General features: G+C 64.6%; 14 protein-coding genes. 7 read left to right on the top strand and 7 right to left on the bottom strand.

Annotated elements, in window-relative coordinates; genetic code table 11:
- Positions 1-12: 12 nt before the first annotated feature.
- The gene (gene ppa / locus JJT62_RS02710; RefSeq protein WP_165054910.1) at positions 13-549 is read left to right on the top strand and encodes an inorganic diphosphatase; all 537 of its coding nucleotides are present in this window, start codon (positions 13-15) and stop codon (positions 547-549) included.
- 136 nt (positions 550-685) lie between these two features.
- Here the strand turns inward: ppa and JJT62_RS02705 are convergent, their stop codons facing one another.
- From JJT62_RS02705 to JJT62_RS02685, 5 genes are all read right to left on the bottom strand, one after another.
- A complete protein-coding gene (locus JJT62_RS02705) occupies positions 686-1,099 on the bottom strand; it encodes a DUF1636 domain-containing protein (protein ID WP_202071129.1) in 414 nt (137 codons plus the stop codon).
- A gap of 81 nt (positions 1,100-1,180) precedes the next feature.
- Entirely contained in the window at positions 1,181-1,921 is a 741-nt protein-coding gene (locus JJT62_RS02700) for a Crp/Fnr family transcriptional regulator (protein ID WP_202071519.1), read from the bottom strand.
- Positions 1,922-2,108: 187 nt separating this feature from the next.
- A complete protein-coding gene (metW, locus tag JJT62_RS02695; protein ID WP_202071128.1) occupies positions 2,109-2,738 on the bottom strand; it encodes a methionine biosynthesis protein MetW in 630 nt (209 codons plus the stop codon).
- On the bottom strand, positions 2,735-3,838 hold the full coding sequence (locus tag JJT62_RS02690; RefSeq protein WP_246744712.1) for a homoserine O-acetyltransferase: 1,104 nt from the start codon (positions 3,836-3,838) through the stop codon (positions 2,735-2,737). Before JJT62_RS02690 ends, metW begins: the two co-directional genes overlap by 4 nt.
- Before the next feature lie 209 nt (positions 3,839-4,047).
- Positions 4,048-4,881: a carboxylesterase gene (locus JJT62_RS02685; protein WP_202071127.1), complete on the bottom strand. Its 834-nt coding sequence runs from the start codon at positions 4,879-4,881 to the stop codon at positions 4,048-4,050.
- 132 nt (positions 4,882-5,013) lie between these two features.
- Between JJT62_RS02685 and JJT62_RS02680 the strand changes: the two genes are divergently transcribed.
- The 5 genes from JJT62_RS02680 to JJT62_RS02660 all read left to right on the top strand — a co-directional run bounded on the left by JJT62_RS02680 (position 5,014) and on the right by JJT62_RS02660 (position 10,874).
- Positions 5,014-6,222, top strand: coding sequence for a glycosyltransferase family 4 protein (locus JJT62_RS02680; protein ID WP_202071517.1), 1,209 nt, complete (start codon positions 5,014-5,016; stop codon positions 6,220-6,222).
- A gap of 123 nt (positions 6,223-6,345) precedes the next feature.
- A complete protein-coding gene (locus tag JJT62_RS02675) occupies positions 6,346-6,831 on the top strand; it encodes a DUF2147 domain-containing protein (RefSeq protein WP_202071126.1) in 486 nt (161 codons plus the stop codon).
- A gap of 327 nt (positions 6,832-7,158) precedes the next feature.
- Positions 7,159-9,015: a cation:proton antiporter gene (locus tag JJT62_RS02670; RefSeq protein ID WP_202071125.1), complete on the top strand. Its 1,857-nt coding sequence runs from the start codon at positions 7,159-7,161 to the stop codon at positions 9,013-9,015.
- A 108-nt stretch (positions 9,016-9,123) separates the two neighbouring features.
- Positions 9,124-9,762: a helix-turn-helix transcriptional regulator gene (locus JJT62_RS02665; RefSeq protein ID WP_202071124.1), complete on the top strand. Its 639-nt coding sequence runs from the start codon at positions 9,124-9,126 to the stop codon at positions 9,760-9,762.
- 59 nt (positions 9,763-9,821) lie between these two features.
- Entirely contained in the window at positions 9,822-10,874 is a 1,053-nt protein-coding gene (locus JJT62_RS02660; RefSeq protein ID WP_202071123.1) for a cytochrome-c peroxidase, read from the top strand.
- Positions 10,875-11,108: 234 nt separating this feature from the next.
- Here the strand turns inward: JJT62_RS02660 and JJT62_RS02655 are convergent, their stop codons facing one another.
- Positions 11,109-11,636 carry a DUF992 domain-containing protein gene (locus JJT62_RS02655; RefSeq protein ID WP_202071122.1) on the bottom strand — a complete coding sequence of 176 codons (528 nt, stop codon included), beginning with the start codon at positions 11,634-11,636 and terminating at the stop codon, positions 11,109-11,111.
- A 314-nt stretch (positions 11,637-11,950) separates the two neighbouring features.
- On the opposite strand from JJT62_RS02655, the gene hdeA reads away from it, so the two are divergent.
- A complete protein-coding gene (gene hdeA / locus JJT62_RS02650) occupies positions 11,951-12,277 on the top strand; it encodes an acid-activated periplasmic chaperone HdeA (RefSeq protein WP_202071121.1) in 327 nt (108 codons plus the stop codon).
- A gap of 166 nt (positions 12,278-12,443) precedes the next feature.
- Here the strand turns inward: hdeA and JJT62_RS02645 are convergent, their stop codons facing one another.
- Positions 12,444-14,483: a hypothetical protein gene (locus JJT62_RS02645; protein ID WP_202071120.1), complete on the bottom strand. Its 2,040-nt coding sequence runs from the start codon at positions 14,481-14,483 to the stop codon at positions 12,444-12,446.
- Positions 14,484-14,492 lie beyond the last annotated feature (9 nt).

Raw genomic sequence — 14,492 nt, 5'->3', positions numbered from 1 at the left:
GGAGCTAGAAGTATGCGTCTCGACGCCATTCCGATCGGCGCGAACCCCCCGCATGAAGTCAATGTCGTGGTCGAAGTGCCGCTCGGCGGCGAGCCGATCAAATATGAGCTGGACAAGGCGTCGGGCACGCTCTTCGTCGATCGCTTCCTCTACACGGCCATGCGCTATCCGGGGAACTACGGCTTCATTCCGCATACGCTCTCCGACGACGGCGACCCCTGTGACGTGCTTGTCGCCAATACGCGCCCCGTGGCGCCCGGCGCGGTTATTTCCGTGCGTCCGATCGGCGTGTTGCGCATGACCGACGAAGCCGGCGGCGACGAGAAGATCGTTGCGGTGCCATCGCCGCGCCTCACCCAGCGTTATGTGGACGTGCACAACTACACCGATCTCCAGGAGATGACCTGGCGGCGCATCGAGCATTTCTTCGTGCACTACAAGGATCTCGAGCCCGGCAAATGGGCCAAGGTCGCCGGCTGGGGAGACGCCGCGGAGGCCCGCGCGTTGATCAGCGCGGGGATCGAGCGCGCGAAGGCGGAAAAGAAGTAATACGCGTCATTGCGAGCGAAGCGAAGCAATCCAGAGCAGCGGTCGCGACTCTGGATTGCTTCGTCGCTTCGCTCCTCGCAATGACGGGAGATGATTTTGCCAACGCCTCCGCGCTCAGCGCCGCTTCTTCGAAGCATTACCCGGCGCGATTGATAAGCGGCGGCGTGCGCGAGATGACGCCTTTCTTGAAGCAGGCAGGCCGATCCTTCCAGGCGACGATGCCATTCTCGCTTTCGGCGTAATGCGCCGCAGAATCGATGGCCTCGTCGACGCTGCTCGCCGGATCGAGATCGCCGATCACATAGGTCCACTTGGTTGCGCTGGCGAGAGCGATTGTCGCCGGCCTCTTGCAGACCGCGAGACAGTCGACCGGCTCCACGCGGAAATCAAGCGCGCGCTCAGCCAGCCGGGACCGCAAGGCGTCGATAAAAGCCGCGCCCGGACGGCGCTCGGGATCGTTGCTGTCACGGCAAGACGTGCAGACGAAAATTGTGACCTCGCTGTTGTTCGACACGTCGCTTCTCCCGTTCTCGGCGGGAGAAGTTTTCATAGCGAAATCCGCAAAGGTCAAGAACTAGCGCGAAACGACACGCGCGCATTTTTCAAAAGAAAGCCGAGACAGAAGAAACAGCTAGTCGCATAGCTCAGCAAGGCGCGAGACGCTTTCGACCAACACGTCGCGCGTCTCCGTGCGCACGCCGTGCTCGCGCAATTTGGCGAAGGCGCGCGACAGCGTTTCCTGCTTCACGCCCAGCCGTGCGGCGATCAGCCTTTTGTCATAGGGCAAGCGAAAGCGGCACTGTTCTTCGCCCGGCGGGCAGAGCGCGAGAATGAAGCTTGCGAGCCGCTGGTCGGCGTTCTGCGCCTTGAGCGCTTCGATCTCCGTGACAAGCGCGGCGATCTTGTCCTTGGCGTCCTGAACGACCGCCGCACAAAGAGACGGCGACTCCTTCATCAGCCGCGAGAAACGCGCTGCGGGGAATTTGAGAACCGAAGTCGGACCGATGGCCTCCGCCGAGACACGGTAGGTTTCATTCGCGCCCGAAGGCGGTTCGCCGACCGTCTCGCCGTCAGAACAGATTCCGACAAGCGTCTCGTCGCCCGAGGATGCGATGCGCAATACTTTGACGTAACCGTGCAGGACGATCACGACAGCGTTCACGAGATCGCCTTGGCGGAAGATCGCGGCGCCTTCGTCGAAGGTTTCAACCTTGGCCTCGAGCGCTAGACGCGAGAGCGTCTCGCTGTCGACGGAAGCGAAAAGCCGCAAATCGCGAAGCGTCGGCGGCTCGGAAAGCGTCGCGCGGGAACTCCGCCGGTTCACGCGGCCTTTGCGGGTTTGAGCAATTTCGAGCGCAATATCTCCATGCATTGTCACGCGGACCTCTCCCCTCGTTAAAAACCAGTCCCGGCGGTTTTGTCGAAGATTGCTCCGGAGCCGCCAGCTCAAATGCAATGGGGCCGATCAGATCAAGCAAAAGCAGGCTAGCGCGATTCAGAGCCGAGCGCACGGGACAAACCGTCGCACAGCCGTAAAAAAATACAATGGCAATGCAGCATTACTCGGAAGGAGCGTCGCGTTCCAAAAGGAAAATCGCTTGTTCGCCCATCAGATTCCAAACCCACCAAGGCGCATTGACGCGAATCGGCGCGCCCGCGTGATCGAGCGCAAAGCCGCGTTCGATATGGGCGCCGAGATTGTCAACAAGCTCCACGAAGTCGCGGATTGTACACAAATGAATGTTCGGCGTGTCGTGCCAGCTATAGGATAAATTGCCGGTCACCGGCATGCGGCCGCGAAAGGCGAGCTGGACGCGCACGCGCCAATAGCCGAAATTAGGGAAAGAGACGATGGCGCGGCGGCCGATGCGCAGCATATTGCCGAGCGCCTCCCGCGGATGGCGCGTCGCCTGCAATGTCTGCGACAGAATCACATAGTCGAAGCCGTCATTGGGATAATCCGCAAGATCCGTGTCCGCGTCGCCCTGGATGACCGACAATCCCTTGGCGACGCATTCGTTCACGCCGCGCTGCGAAAGTTCCACGCCGCGTCCGTCGACATTCTTCGCCCGCGCCAGAAGCTGCAAAAGCGCGCCGTCGCCGCAGCCGACGTCGAGCACGCGGGCGCCCGGCTCCACCATGTCGGCGATGAGTAGATGATCGAGGCGAGGATGTTGAGTGAGGGTCATGGCCGCGCCTTCAGCCCGCGCGCGACGGCGGCCGATTCGAGGAAGCCGCGCGTCGTCGCGATGAACATCGGCTCGTGCAGCAAAAAGGCGTCGTGGCCTTTGTCCGATTCGATCTCGACGAAGGAAACCGAAGCGCCGCCCGCATTCAGCGCATGCACGACGGCGCGCGAATCGGAGGTCGGATAAAGCCAGTCGGAGGTGAAAGAGACGACGCAGAAACGCGTCTTAGTGTCTTTGAAGGCTTTCGCCAGAGAGCCGCCATAGTCTGCCGCGAGATCGAAATAATCGCAGGCGCGCGTCACGAAAAGATAGGAATTGGCGTCGAAGCGCTCGACGAAGGCGACGCCCTGATAGCGCAGATAGCTTTCGACCTGAAAATCGGCGTCAAAAGAGAATGTCGGGGCGGAGCGGTCCTGCAGCTTGCGGCCGAATTTGCGCTGCAGCGCGGCTTCCGAAAGATAGGTGATATGCGCCGACATGCGCGCCACGGCGAGACCCTTTTCGGGGCGCACGCCCTGCTCGAGATAACGGCCGGCCCGCCAATCCGGGTCGGCCATCACGGCCTGGCGGCCGACCTCGTTGAAGCCGATGTTTTGCGCCGAATGTTTCGCCGCCGTCGCGATCGGCATGGCGGAAAAAACGCGATCGGGATAGCTCGCCGCCCATTGCAGCACCTGCATGCCGCCCATCGAGCCGCCCGCCACGCAGAAGAGCGTCTCGATGCCGAGATGATCGATCAGCATCGCCTGAGCGCGCACCATGTCGCGGATAGTCACCACCGGAAAATCGAGGCCATAAGGCTTGCCGGTCGACGAATTCGTCGAGGAAGGCCCCGTCGTGCCCATACAGCCGCCGACGACATTGGAGCAAATGATGAAATATCGCTCCGTGTCGAAGGGCTTGCCGGGACCGACCAAGGCGTCCCACCAGCCGGGCTTGCCGGTGACGGGATGGACGCCCGCGGCATATTGGTCGCCGGTGAGCGCGTGGCAGAGTAGGATGGCGTTGCTGCGGTCGGCGTTCAATTCGCCATAGGTCTCGTAACCGATAGCGAGCGGCGCAATGCTCCGGCCGCCGTCGGTGACGAGCGCGTGATCCATTGGGAAAACGACGCTTTTGCCGTGCGGCTTGCCGTTTGCCCCATTTGCGCAGGGGGCCAGGATCGGCGGGGCGCCGTCGTCGTCCTTCGCCTGCTGAGATTGAGTCAAAACGATCCCCACGTTCGATATGCCGAACGAATTGTTCGGCACCATCGAGGCGCGGGCCGGGACTGTCAAGGCCCGAAATATGAGCGCTTGCTACTGGCTCGCTATCTCGCCCCCGTTTCCGCCGCCGGGGCGCTCATCAGCTCGAGAGCCGCGCCAAGTTGCGCGAGATCCTGCGGGCGCGACAGGCGGTGGTCGCCGTCGGCGACGAAGGTCAGCGTCACCGGATCGGCCGAGAGATGTTCAACGAGGGTCATTGCGTGACGCCAGGGCACGTCCGGGTCCGCCATGCCTTGCAGAATATGCACGGGCGCGTAGGCGCGAATAATGCCGCCGAGCAGGAGATGATTGCGCCCATCCTCGATCAGCCGGCGCGTGATCGGCGTGGGGTCGGGCGCATAGTCGGACAGGCGGCGCCACGCCCCCTTCTCGATGATGTCGCGGCGCGCCGCCGCGTCGAGATTGGCCCAGATGAGCGCTTCCGTGAAATCGACGGCGGGCGCAATTAGGATAAGGCCGGCAAGGCGGCGCTCCTCGCCTCTTTCAGCGAGACGGCGCGCCAGAAGCAGCGCGAGCCATCCGCCCATCGAGCTGCCGACCACGATCTGGGGACCTTGCGTCGATTGCAGGAAGACCGCGGCGGTCTGCTCCAGCCAATCGCCGATGCAGCCATCTTCGAACCGTCCGCCCGATTCGCCATGGCCCGAATAATCGAATCGCAGAAAGGCGCGCCCCCTCTCGCACGCCCATGCGTCGAGATAGCTCGCCTTGGTGGAGGCCATATCGGACGCAAAGCCCCCGAGCCAGACGATTCCCGGCGCGGCGATCCCCGCGTGGGTCGGTTTTCGCAGCCGCCTTGCGATGCGCCAGGGCGGGCCGCCGGCGGGATTGGCTACATGGAGGAAGTCGGTTTGCGTCGGGGTCGGGATCAAGCTCATCTCTTCTTTTCGTCGATGCGGCGACGCGCGTTCTCGCTCCGCGCTTGTTTTGCCGCCATTTGCTCATAGTTGGTAAATAATCCCGTAAGAGAATGCGGCCTCACGAAGTTGGAACTGGTCGCCCGCCCCCTGATGCCGCAAACGCTCGCCCCTCCCAAAGCCCCCGCCGCCGACCAATCGCTGGTCGGGAGAACGGTGCTGCAGATTGTCCCCGACCTTCAATCGGGCGGCGCGGAGCGCGCCACGATCGATATGGCGGAAGCGCTCGCGCTCGCCGGGGGACGCTGTCTCGTCGCCTCGCGCGGCGGCCGCATGGTCAGCGAGCTGCAATCCAAGGGCGGAATCTGGATTCCCTTCCCGGCGGCGACGAAGAACCCATTCGCCATGGCGCTCAACTCCGTGCAGCTCGCCCGCATTCTCCGCGACGAGGGCGTCGACATCGTCCACGCGCGTTCGCGGGCGCCCGCCTGGGTCGCTTATTACGCCACGCGCCAGACCGGCGCCAAATTCGTCACGACCTACCACAGCGCCTACTATGGATCCTCGCCGATCAAGCTGCGCTACAACGCGGTCATGGCGACAGGCGACACGGTCATCGCCATTTCCGAATTCGCGGCGCAGCGTATTCGCCAATTGCATCCGGACGCCAGCGAACGTGTCGTAGTCATTCCGCGCGGCGCCGACCTGCGCGTCTTTTCGCCCAACGCCGTATCGCCCTCCCGCGTTCAGAGGCTGCGCGCGCAATGGAATGTGGCGGCGCATGAGCGCGTCGTGCTGCTGCCCGCGCGGCTGGCCGCGCGCAAAGGCCATGCAGTGATGATCGAGGCGGCCAAGCGCCTCGCAGCGAGCGATATGAGCGACATTCGCATTCTCTTCGTCGGCGATCCCCACAGTGAGAATTTCCGCCAGGCGATCGAAACGCAGATCCAGCGGGCCGGGGTTTCGGATCTGGTCCGCAACGCCGGCCATTGCGACGACATGCCCGCAGCCTATCTCGCCGCCGCCGCCGTCGTCGCGCCCTCCATCGAGCCCGAAGCCTTCGGCCGCGTCGCTATCGAAGCCCAGGCGATGGGCGCGCCGGTCGTCGTTTCCGACATCGGCGCCTCTCCCGAGATCGTGCAAGCGCCGCCGCAGACGCCGCGCCATCAGGCGACAGGCTGGCGCGTGCCGCCGGGCGATCCCGTCGCCCTCGCGCGCGCGATCGGCGAAGCGCTGTCTTTGACGGCTTCGGCGCGCGACGAATTGATGCTGCGCGCCCGCGACAATGTGCAGAGCCGATTCTCGATCGAACAGATGCAGCGCGCGACTCTCGATGTCTATCGGCGCCTTGTGCAGCAATAGGAGCCGCTCAGGATAACGCCGCAGCTTGCGACGGACCGTCCAGTCCACGTCTCATTGCGGTCGAAGATTTGCCCATTTGAAGAGAGACGCTTCCCTCATCGCCACGAGTAAGGAGCGATCGACATGAAGCGTATCCCAGTCTTCGATCTCTTCACGCGTCTTGTGCCCGCAGCCGCCGCCTTGGCGCTTCTCGCCGCGCCGGCGGGAGCGGTCGCCCCCCATGATCCCAACGATCCGCACGGCGTCTGGCTGCGCCCGGAAGGGGGAGAGCAATTCAGCTTCTACGACTGCGGCGCGCAACTGTGCGCCAAGCTCATTTCCGTCGAGAAGGCCGAGGATCAGAAATCCATCGGCACGGTGATCTTGCGCGGCGCCACCAAGAGCGGGCCCAACGAATGGAAGGGCAAGCTTTATAATGCGCAGGACGGCAAGACCTACGATGGCTCGATCACCATCAAATCGGCAAATGAGTTGCGGCTGAAAGGTTGTCTCTGGGGCATTCTCTGCAGCGGCGAAACCTGGACCCGCGTCAGCGCTGCGCCCGCGACCAAGCCGCAGGCCGCGCTCGAGCCGCACGCGAAGGAAGCAAGGGCCGCCAGCGCGGAATAATCGGCCAAGACGGGCGGCGCCGGTTCGCGGGTTAGCTTCCGAGGCGGCCTCGTCCTTCGAGACGCGAGCTGCGCTCGCTCCTCAGGATGAGGCCTAAATGTCTTGCTTGCGCCGATGCAGAAGCCCCTCATGCTGAGGAGCCTGCGCAGCAGGCGTCTCGAAGCACGAGGGGCGTCATCGCCATTTGTATGCACTCTGGTGCCGCCTTTTTGAAAGGCGGCGTTTTTTTGTGCACTCCAACAGCATAGTTTCTGCTTCATTCGTCTCGCAAAACGCGCCATCGCCTTTACATTCGCTTCATCGAATCATCGGGCGTCGGGAGGCTGCGTGGGCGAGAATCCGTTACATCTCGAATCCTACCGCGAGGCGCTCGTCTTTCTCACCACCGCGGGCGTGGTCGTGCCTTTGTTCCATCGGCTGCGAGTCAGCCCGGTGCTGGGCTTCCTCCTTGCCGGCGCGGCGCTCGGGCCGCATGGGCTCGGCAGCATCGCCGAGCGCTACGGATGGCTCGGCTATTTCACCATCGCCGATGTCGAAGGCGTCGGGCGGCTCGCCGAATTCGGGCTCGTCTTCCTGCTCTTCATGATCGGGCTGGAGCTTTCCTGGGAGCGCCTCGTACGCTTGCGGCGGCTCGTTTTCGGCCTGGGGCTTGCCCAGGTCGCCGTTTGCACGACGATACTGGCGCTTGTCGGGCGCTATTGGTTCGGCGTCGACGCCGCGCCCTCGATCCTGATGGGCGTCGCCCTCGCCATGTCCTCGACGGCAGTGGTGATGCCGGTGCTCTCCGAAGGACGGCGCATCAATAAATCGCCGGGGCGCGTCGCTTTTTCGGTGCTGCTGCTGCAGGATTTGATGGTGGCGCCGGCGTTGTTCTTCGTCACCGTCCTGGCCGAAGCCAAAAATGGCTTCAACGCGCTTCAAGCCGTCTACACTCTCCTGCCCGCCTTCGTCGCGCTTGCCGGCCTCATCATTTTCGGCCGGCTGTTGCTGCGGCCGCTGTTCCGTCTCGTCGCCGCGGCGCAATTGGCGGAGCTTTTCGTCGCCGCCTGTCTGCTGGTGATCGTGGGCGAAGCGCTGGTGACGGCTTCGGCCGGCCTCTCCATGGGCCTCGGCGCCTTCGTCGCCGGCCTGCTGCTCGCGGAGACGGAGTTCCGTCGCGAGATCGAGGTGACGATCGAGCCGTTCAAAGGCTTGCTGCTCGGCCTTTTCTTCGTCTCCGTGGGCGCGGGGCTCGACATTGGCGCGGTCGTCGCCGACCCGGCGCCGACGATCATCCATACGCTGGGGCTCATTGCGGTGAAGGCGGCGATCATCTTCGCGCTCGCGCTCTTGTTCCGCATCGACTGGCGGGCCTCGGCCGAAGCCGCCTTGCTGCTCGCGCCCGGCGGCGAATTCGCCTTCGCGCTTCTCACCTCCGCCATGCTCGCCGGCGTCCTGCCCGGCCACAATGGCGCCGAGACCATGGTCGTGGTGACGCTGAGCATCTTCTTCATTCCCTTTCTGGGGCGCCTCGGCGCGCGGCTCTCGCAATCCGCCGAGCGCGCAAGCGATGAAACGAAATTCGCGCATCTCGAGCCGGAAAACGCCGTCGCCGAAGGCCGCGTCCTGATCGTGGGCTATGGGCGCGTCGGCAGCCTGGTCGGCGACATGCTGTCGCGCCACAATGTGCCTTTCGTCGCGGTGGAAAATCTCGTCTCCATCGTCACCGACGCGCGCGCGAAAGGCGTCGAGATTTATTGGGGCAACGCCGCGCGCAAGGACTTCCTGATGCGCTGCGGCCTGGAGCAGGCGCGCGCCCTCGTCGTGACCATCGAGAACGCGGCGGCGGTCGAGGAGATCGTGCGTATCGCCGGCGAGATCAGGACCGATCTGATCATCGTCGCCCGCGCCCGCGACGCGCGCCACGCCACGACGCTCTATGCGCTCGGCGCCAGCGACGCCATCCCCGAGACGATCGAGGCGAGCCTGCAGCTTGCGGAGACGGTGCTCGTCGATGTCGGCGTGCCCATGGGCTATGTGATCGCCTCCATCCACGAGAAGCGCGACGAATACCGCAAGATCCTCCAGCCCACGGGCGAAGAAGCGCGCGCCCGTCAGACGGAAAGACGCAATAAGATAAAACGCGAGCAGGCGCGGCGCCGTATCTCCGGCCGACCGGCGAAAGAGGCGGAGGAGGAGGCGTAGGGCGGCCCCAAGCCGCCGTTCTTCCTGATAATTTTCCTATTTGCGGCGCGCAGAGACAAGGATATATTCCTATTACAGGAACCATCCTTTCCCCAACCCGGTCGCGCCATGACGGACATTCTCTCCCACGCCCAGATTTGGGCGGCCATAGACGCGCTCGGCGAGCGCTATGGGCTCACGCCCTCCGGCCTCGCGCGCAAGGCGGGGCTCGATCCGACGACCTTCAACCGCTCCAAGCGCGAGACGGCTACGGGGCGCCAGCGCTGGCCCTCGACCGAATCGATCGCCAAGGTTCTGCAGGCGACGGGCGCGAGCCTCGACGACTTCATGGCGCTGGTCTCGGCGAGCGGCGAAGCGCGGCGCTACACCCGCCCGCTGATCGGCATGGCGCAGGCCGGCGCGGGCGGCTTTTTCGACGACTCAGGGTTTGCCGTGGGCGCCGGCTGGGACGAGATCGACATTCTCGCCGAGGCCGACGAGCACTCTTATGCGCTGGAGATTGCCGGCGACTCGATGGCGCCGCTCTATCGCGAGGGCGACATCGTCATCGTCTCGCCCGCTGCGCCAATTCGCCGCGGCGACCGCGTCGTAGTGAAGACGACCGCCGGCGAGATCATGGCCAAGGAGCTCAAACGCCAGACGGCGCGCTCGATCGAATTGCGCTCGATCAATCCAGCCTATCCCGACCGCGTCGTGCCGCGCGAGGACGTGAGCTGGATGGCGCGGATTTTATGGGCGAGCCAATAAGGCGCAAGGAAAGAGCTGTGCTATAGAGCGATTTCCTTTCCAAGGAGGTGGGCCCGAACATGCGTCATTCCCTCATCGCCTCGATCTTTGCTCTTTTGTCGGTCGGCGCCGGCACCGCTCATGCCGAGGGCGCCTTGCGCGATCAGGCAAAGGGCCTGTTCGAGCCGATTCCCAAGACCGCGCCGGCGTTCCCCAACAATCCGGCGACGCCGGAAAAGCTCGCGCTCGGCAAGATGCTTTACTTCGAGACGCGCCTGTCCGAGCACCGGGACATGGCCTGCGCCACCTGCCACAACCTCAGCATGAGCGGCGTCGACACGATCGCCAGCAGCCAGCTCGCGGGGCGCGACGTGCAGACGGTGCTCAACGCCGTCTTCAACAAATCCCTATATTGGGACGGCCGCGCGGCTGATCTGCAGGACCAGGTCGTCAATTCGGTCATGGCCAATCCCAAGGCCGTGCTGAAGACGCGCGGCGGGCCCATGGCGATCAATCCGATCGAGCTCGCCGCCACCAAGCAGCATGAAATCGATCAGCTCAAGACCGTGCCTTCGTATGTCGAGGCTTTCAAGACGGCCTTCCCCGGCGAAGCCGACCCTCTCGTCTACAACAATATCGGCAAAGCGATCGCGGTCTTCGAAGCGACGCTGATCACCCCCGATTCCGCCTTCGATCGCTGGCTGACCGGAGACGACGCGGCGCTCGACGACACGCAAAAGGCCGGCCTCGAGCTCTTCATCAACAAGGGCTGCGCCGCTTGCCACAATGGCGTGAACATCGGCGGGGCGAGCTACGCCAAATTCGGCGTCGTCGCGAATCCCGGCCCCGAATATCTGCCGCCCGAGGACGCCGGCCGCTACGCAGTGACCAAGAACAACGCGGACCGTTACGTGTTCAAGGTTGCGTCGTTGCGCAACGTCGAAATGACCCCGCCCTATTTCCACACAGGCTCGACCTTCGATCTGAGGAAAGCGGTGGCGGTGATGGCGGAGGCGCAGCTCGGCGCGAAGCTCTCCGACGACGAGACGACGAAAATCGTGGCTTTCCTGAAGACGCTGACGGGGAAGCAGCCCGACATCGTTCTCCCGGTCCTGCCGCCGCGCGACCGCTGATACTATTTCCGTTTGAACAGCGCGCATTGGGGAATGTCATTCCCGGCGGGCTGAAAGCCCGACCGGGAATCCAGAGCCACAAAAGCGCTGGTTCTGCTCTGGATTCCCGATCGCTCGCTTCGCGAGCGTCGGGAATGACAGCGGGCCCAGCCAACAGCGGCGGGCGCTATACTCAAAAAACAAGCGCCGCTCGCATGAGTCCATGCGAGCGGCGCTGCTGCTTTCGGAGGCTGATTAGTGAGCCTTTTTCAGCTTCAGCAGCTTGAACGGCGGCGGCGGCGTCACCGGCATATATTGCAGATTGAGATTGCCAATGCCGGCCGAGAGATTAAGCCCCGTATCGGCGGAAACGGAAATCGGCTGCAGCGAAATGGAATTGCTGGAGCCGCCGACCAGCACGGCGCCGCCGACCCCGGCGCCGACCGCCACTGATCCCTGCGCGCCCGCGTAATCGCCGGCCAAAGCGCCCGGACCGACCTTATTGGTCGCGGTCACAACTTCCCATATCATTTCACCAGGGCCGCTGATCCCGATATTCGCGCCCACGTTGGTGAGCCGGCCGATATAGTGCTGCGGCGGCGCAGATTGGCCTTTATAGACGCAGTCGGCCACCTGGTTTTCTACCAGGATCATGCCGACCCCACCCGAGAGATGACATTGCAGCGTGCCGACAGTCGCCGTCTGCGCAAGCGCGTTGGCCGGGACGAGCGCCAGGCCCAAAAAGGCCAGGCCGGCGAGCGACAGTTTCTTGGACAAAATCATTGGCGCCTCATTCAGGAAGAATCGGAGCGAGATTAGGAGAGACCAGCTCAGGCTGGGCCCGGCAAGCTAACACGGCCGAGACGTCGTTCAACCTCGCTCTTCGCAATCGCGGTAAGGACAACGTAAACGATCTCGGCTGCCAGCGGCGCGTCAACGCGACGTTAACTCAGTCCGAACCCTTCTCCCGCGCGGCGCGTGAACCGATCGCCCGCGCGATTGTCGTTGTCTTCCGCTTATGCTCGGATATGCGGGGTGACCGAGCTCGGTCACTCCTCGCGTCGCAGTTTTCCTCAACGCTATTCCCGGAGCGTCTCATGAAGCTACGTTATTTCCTTCTCGCTTCTTGCGTCCTCGCCGCCCAGGCGGCCGTCGCCGACACGAAAAAGCCGGTCGCTAAATGGACCTGTGAGGAGTTTCTCGCTGTCCAGGACGACTTCCAGCCCAAGGTCGTCTATTGGGCGACGGCCAAGGCCAAAAGCGGCAAGCCCGATTCCGTCGTCGACATCGAGGGCACGGAAAAAGTCGTGCCGATGATTATCGACGACTGCAAGAAAGCGCCGAGCGAGTCGTTCGTGACCAAGCTTCGGAACGCATGGCGCGCCGTGGAAGCGGACGCGAAAAAACTGAAGGACAAACTGTAACAAACCTACATTCAGCCGCGGCGAGAAAGCATGTCGCCGTCATTGCGAGCGAAGCGAAGCAATCCAGAGCCGCGGTCGCCGCCCTGGATTGCTTCGTCGCTTACGCTCCTCGCAATGACGGCCGCGGCTACGCCGGGGGAGCGGCGTGTTCACGCAGGCTCGAGAACTATCCGCCGAACAGCCGCCGCAAGAAGCCCTTGGGCTTCTCGGGCCGGGCCGGCGGCGCAATAGTCGCCGTCGGCGGCGCCGCGGCTGCGGCGGTCATGCCGACGGCGACGCGGGTCTGCTCCTCCTCGCGCGCCACATCGGCGCGGGCCAGAAGCGACGCAAGCGCCGGCGCCGAGGCCGCGGAAATCCAGCGGCCGGCGCGGCGGGCGGCGAGATATTCCGAAAGCGCCGAGGCGCTCTCGAGGTCGCGCGATTTCTCGAAATGGGCGATGGCGCTTTCGACCGCCGTCAAATCCTCAAGGCGCCGGGCGGCGACAGAGGCGGCGCGCCGGACAACCGGGTCTACAGACAAGCCGATACGCGCAGCGCGCAAAAACGGCATATCCTCTTCCCGGATCAAAACGCCGAGCGCGGCGACTTGCGACATTGCGTCTAGGCCAGGGGGCGTCATTCCCTCGGCGCCGCAAGCAGCGGCGTAGCGCGCGGCGAGCGACGCGCCGCCACGTGGGTCCGCGACAACGCGCGCGCCCTGCGCCAGCGCTCCGCCGCGCATGAGCGCCGTCGCCAGCGCCGGATCGACGCCATAGGCGCCATAAGCGCCCATCTCTTGCAGCGCGGCCCGCGCCGGCGGCGGCGATTGCGTCGCGAGCGTCACGAAGCTCGCCAATTGTAGAGGCTCGAACACGTCCCACAGACCGGCTGCAGAGAAGCGCGTGGAAAAGCCCGCGCGCGTCAGCGCCTCGTTGAAACCGGCGACGAGCTTCTCCCGCCGGCTCTTCAATCCGGCCGCGCGTTCGGCGAAGGCGCGGGCCGCGGCGCTCGTATTGGTGCGGGTGACGGAATGGACGCCGCGGCGCGTCAGCTCTTCGATGAGCGGATCGTCCTCACTAAGGCGCCGGGGAACGAGCCCATCGGCCTCGAAACGAAAGAGCCGCGCAACGAGCGGACCGCCGGGATCGACCGGGGCGATGGCGAGGTCGCCCTGCCGCGCGGCCGGCGCCACAAGCCCCAGATCGTCGCCGAGCGCCGCCCCGTAAAAATCGATCTCGATCGTTTCTCCGGCGCCGGCGCCGTTTTTCTCGAGGCTGCGCCGCACGGCGACGCCGTCGGCCTCCGGCGAATCGGGATCGAGCAGAAGGTTGAGGAGGTTCGCGACGACGATGGCGTCACGGGCCTCCACCGCGTCGGGCAATTCGCCCGCGTCGCCCGTCGCCTCACGAATGTCGTCGAAGGTCAGCGGGTCGATGACCGGCTCGCCAGCCTGCTTTTGCTCATGCATCCAGCCACGCAGGCGGCGGCGTTGGTTGAGGACGAGCGCGACGCTGGCGCCGCCGAGCGCCGCCGCGCTCTCCTCCAGAGAATCGGGAATGCGCAGGCGCAGCATGGCGCGCGGCGCGCCATTTTCGTGCAGCCAATGCTGCATGATGGCGAAGGGCGCCTCGCGGGTGTCGGCGGAAGCCTCGATGTCGAGCCTGCGCGCCTCCAGCAGCAGCCGGCTCTGATAGGCAGGAAAAATGCGCCGCGCCGGCGCGAGCCGCGCGACGAGGGCGCCGCCCGCGCTCTGCTCGAAGGCGCGGCGCTGCCCGAAGGCCCAGACAAGGCGCGGCCCGGCCGTCGTGGCCTGCTCCCGCGCGAGCCGCTCAATATCGCCGCGCGCCGGAAACGCAACGAGCCGGAAGGCGGCCGCATCTGGGCCGCCGCCCTCGGGCAAGAGGGTCATCAACAGGCGATAATCGCCCTCTGGAGGCTGGTCGCGCTCCGAGCCCAGAAAAAGCGTCAGCTCCTCACCGTCGGCGGCGAGCAGGCGCACGAAACGATGTTCGAGCGAAATGTCGGCAATCACGACTCCGGCGCGCCAACGCGCCGCGTCGATCACATCGACGAGCGTGGGCTCGATCACGAAACCGGGGTCGCGCGCCGAAATGACGGTCAGCGCGGGGCGCGCGCCAAGCGGCGACGCGCGTTCGGCGCCGTCGAAGCACCCAATGACGAGCCGTCGCCGACCGTCCCAGAAATAGTCCAACTGCTCACGCCACATTCGCCACAG

It is taken from the genome of Methylocystis sp. Sn-Cys, assembly GCF_016745395.1.
GTDB classification, from domain to species: domain Bacteria; phylum Pseudomonadota; class Alphaproteobacteria; order Rhizobiales; family Beijerinckiaceae; genus Methylocystis; species Methylocystis iwaonis.
The sequence above is the reverse complement of the archived record's forward strand: the minus strand, read 5'-3'. Positions and strand labels throughout refer to the sequence as shown.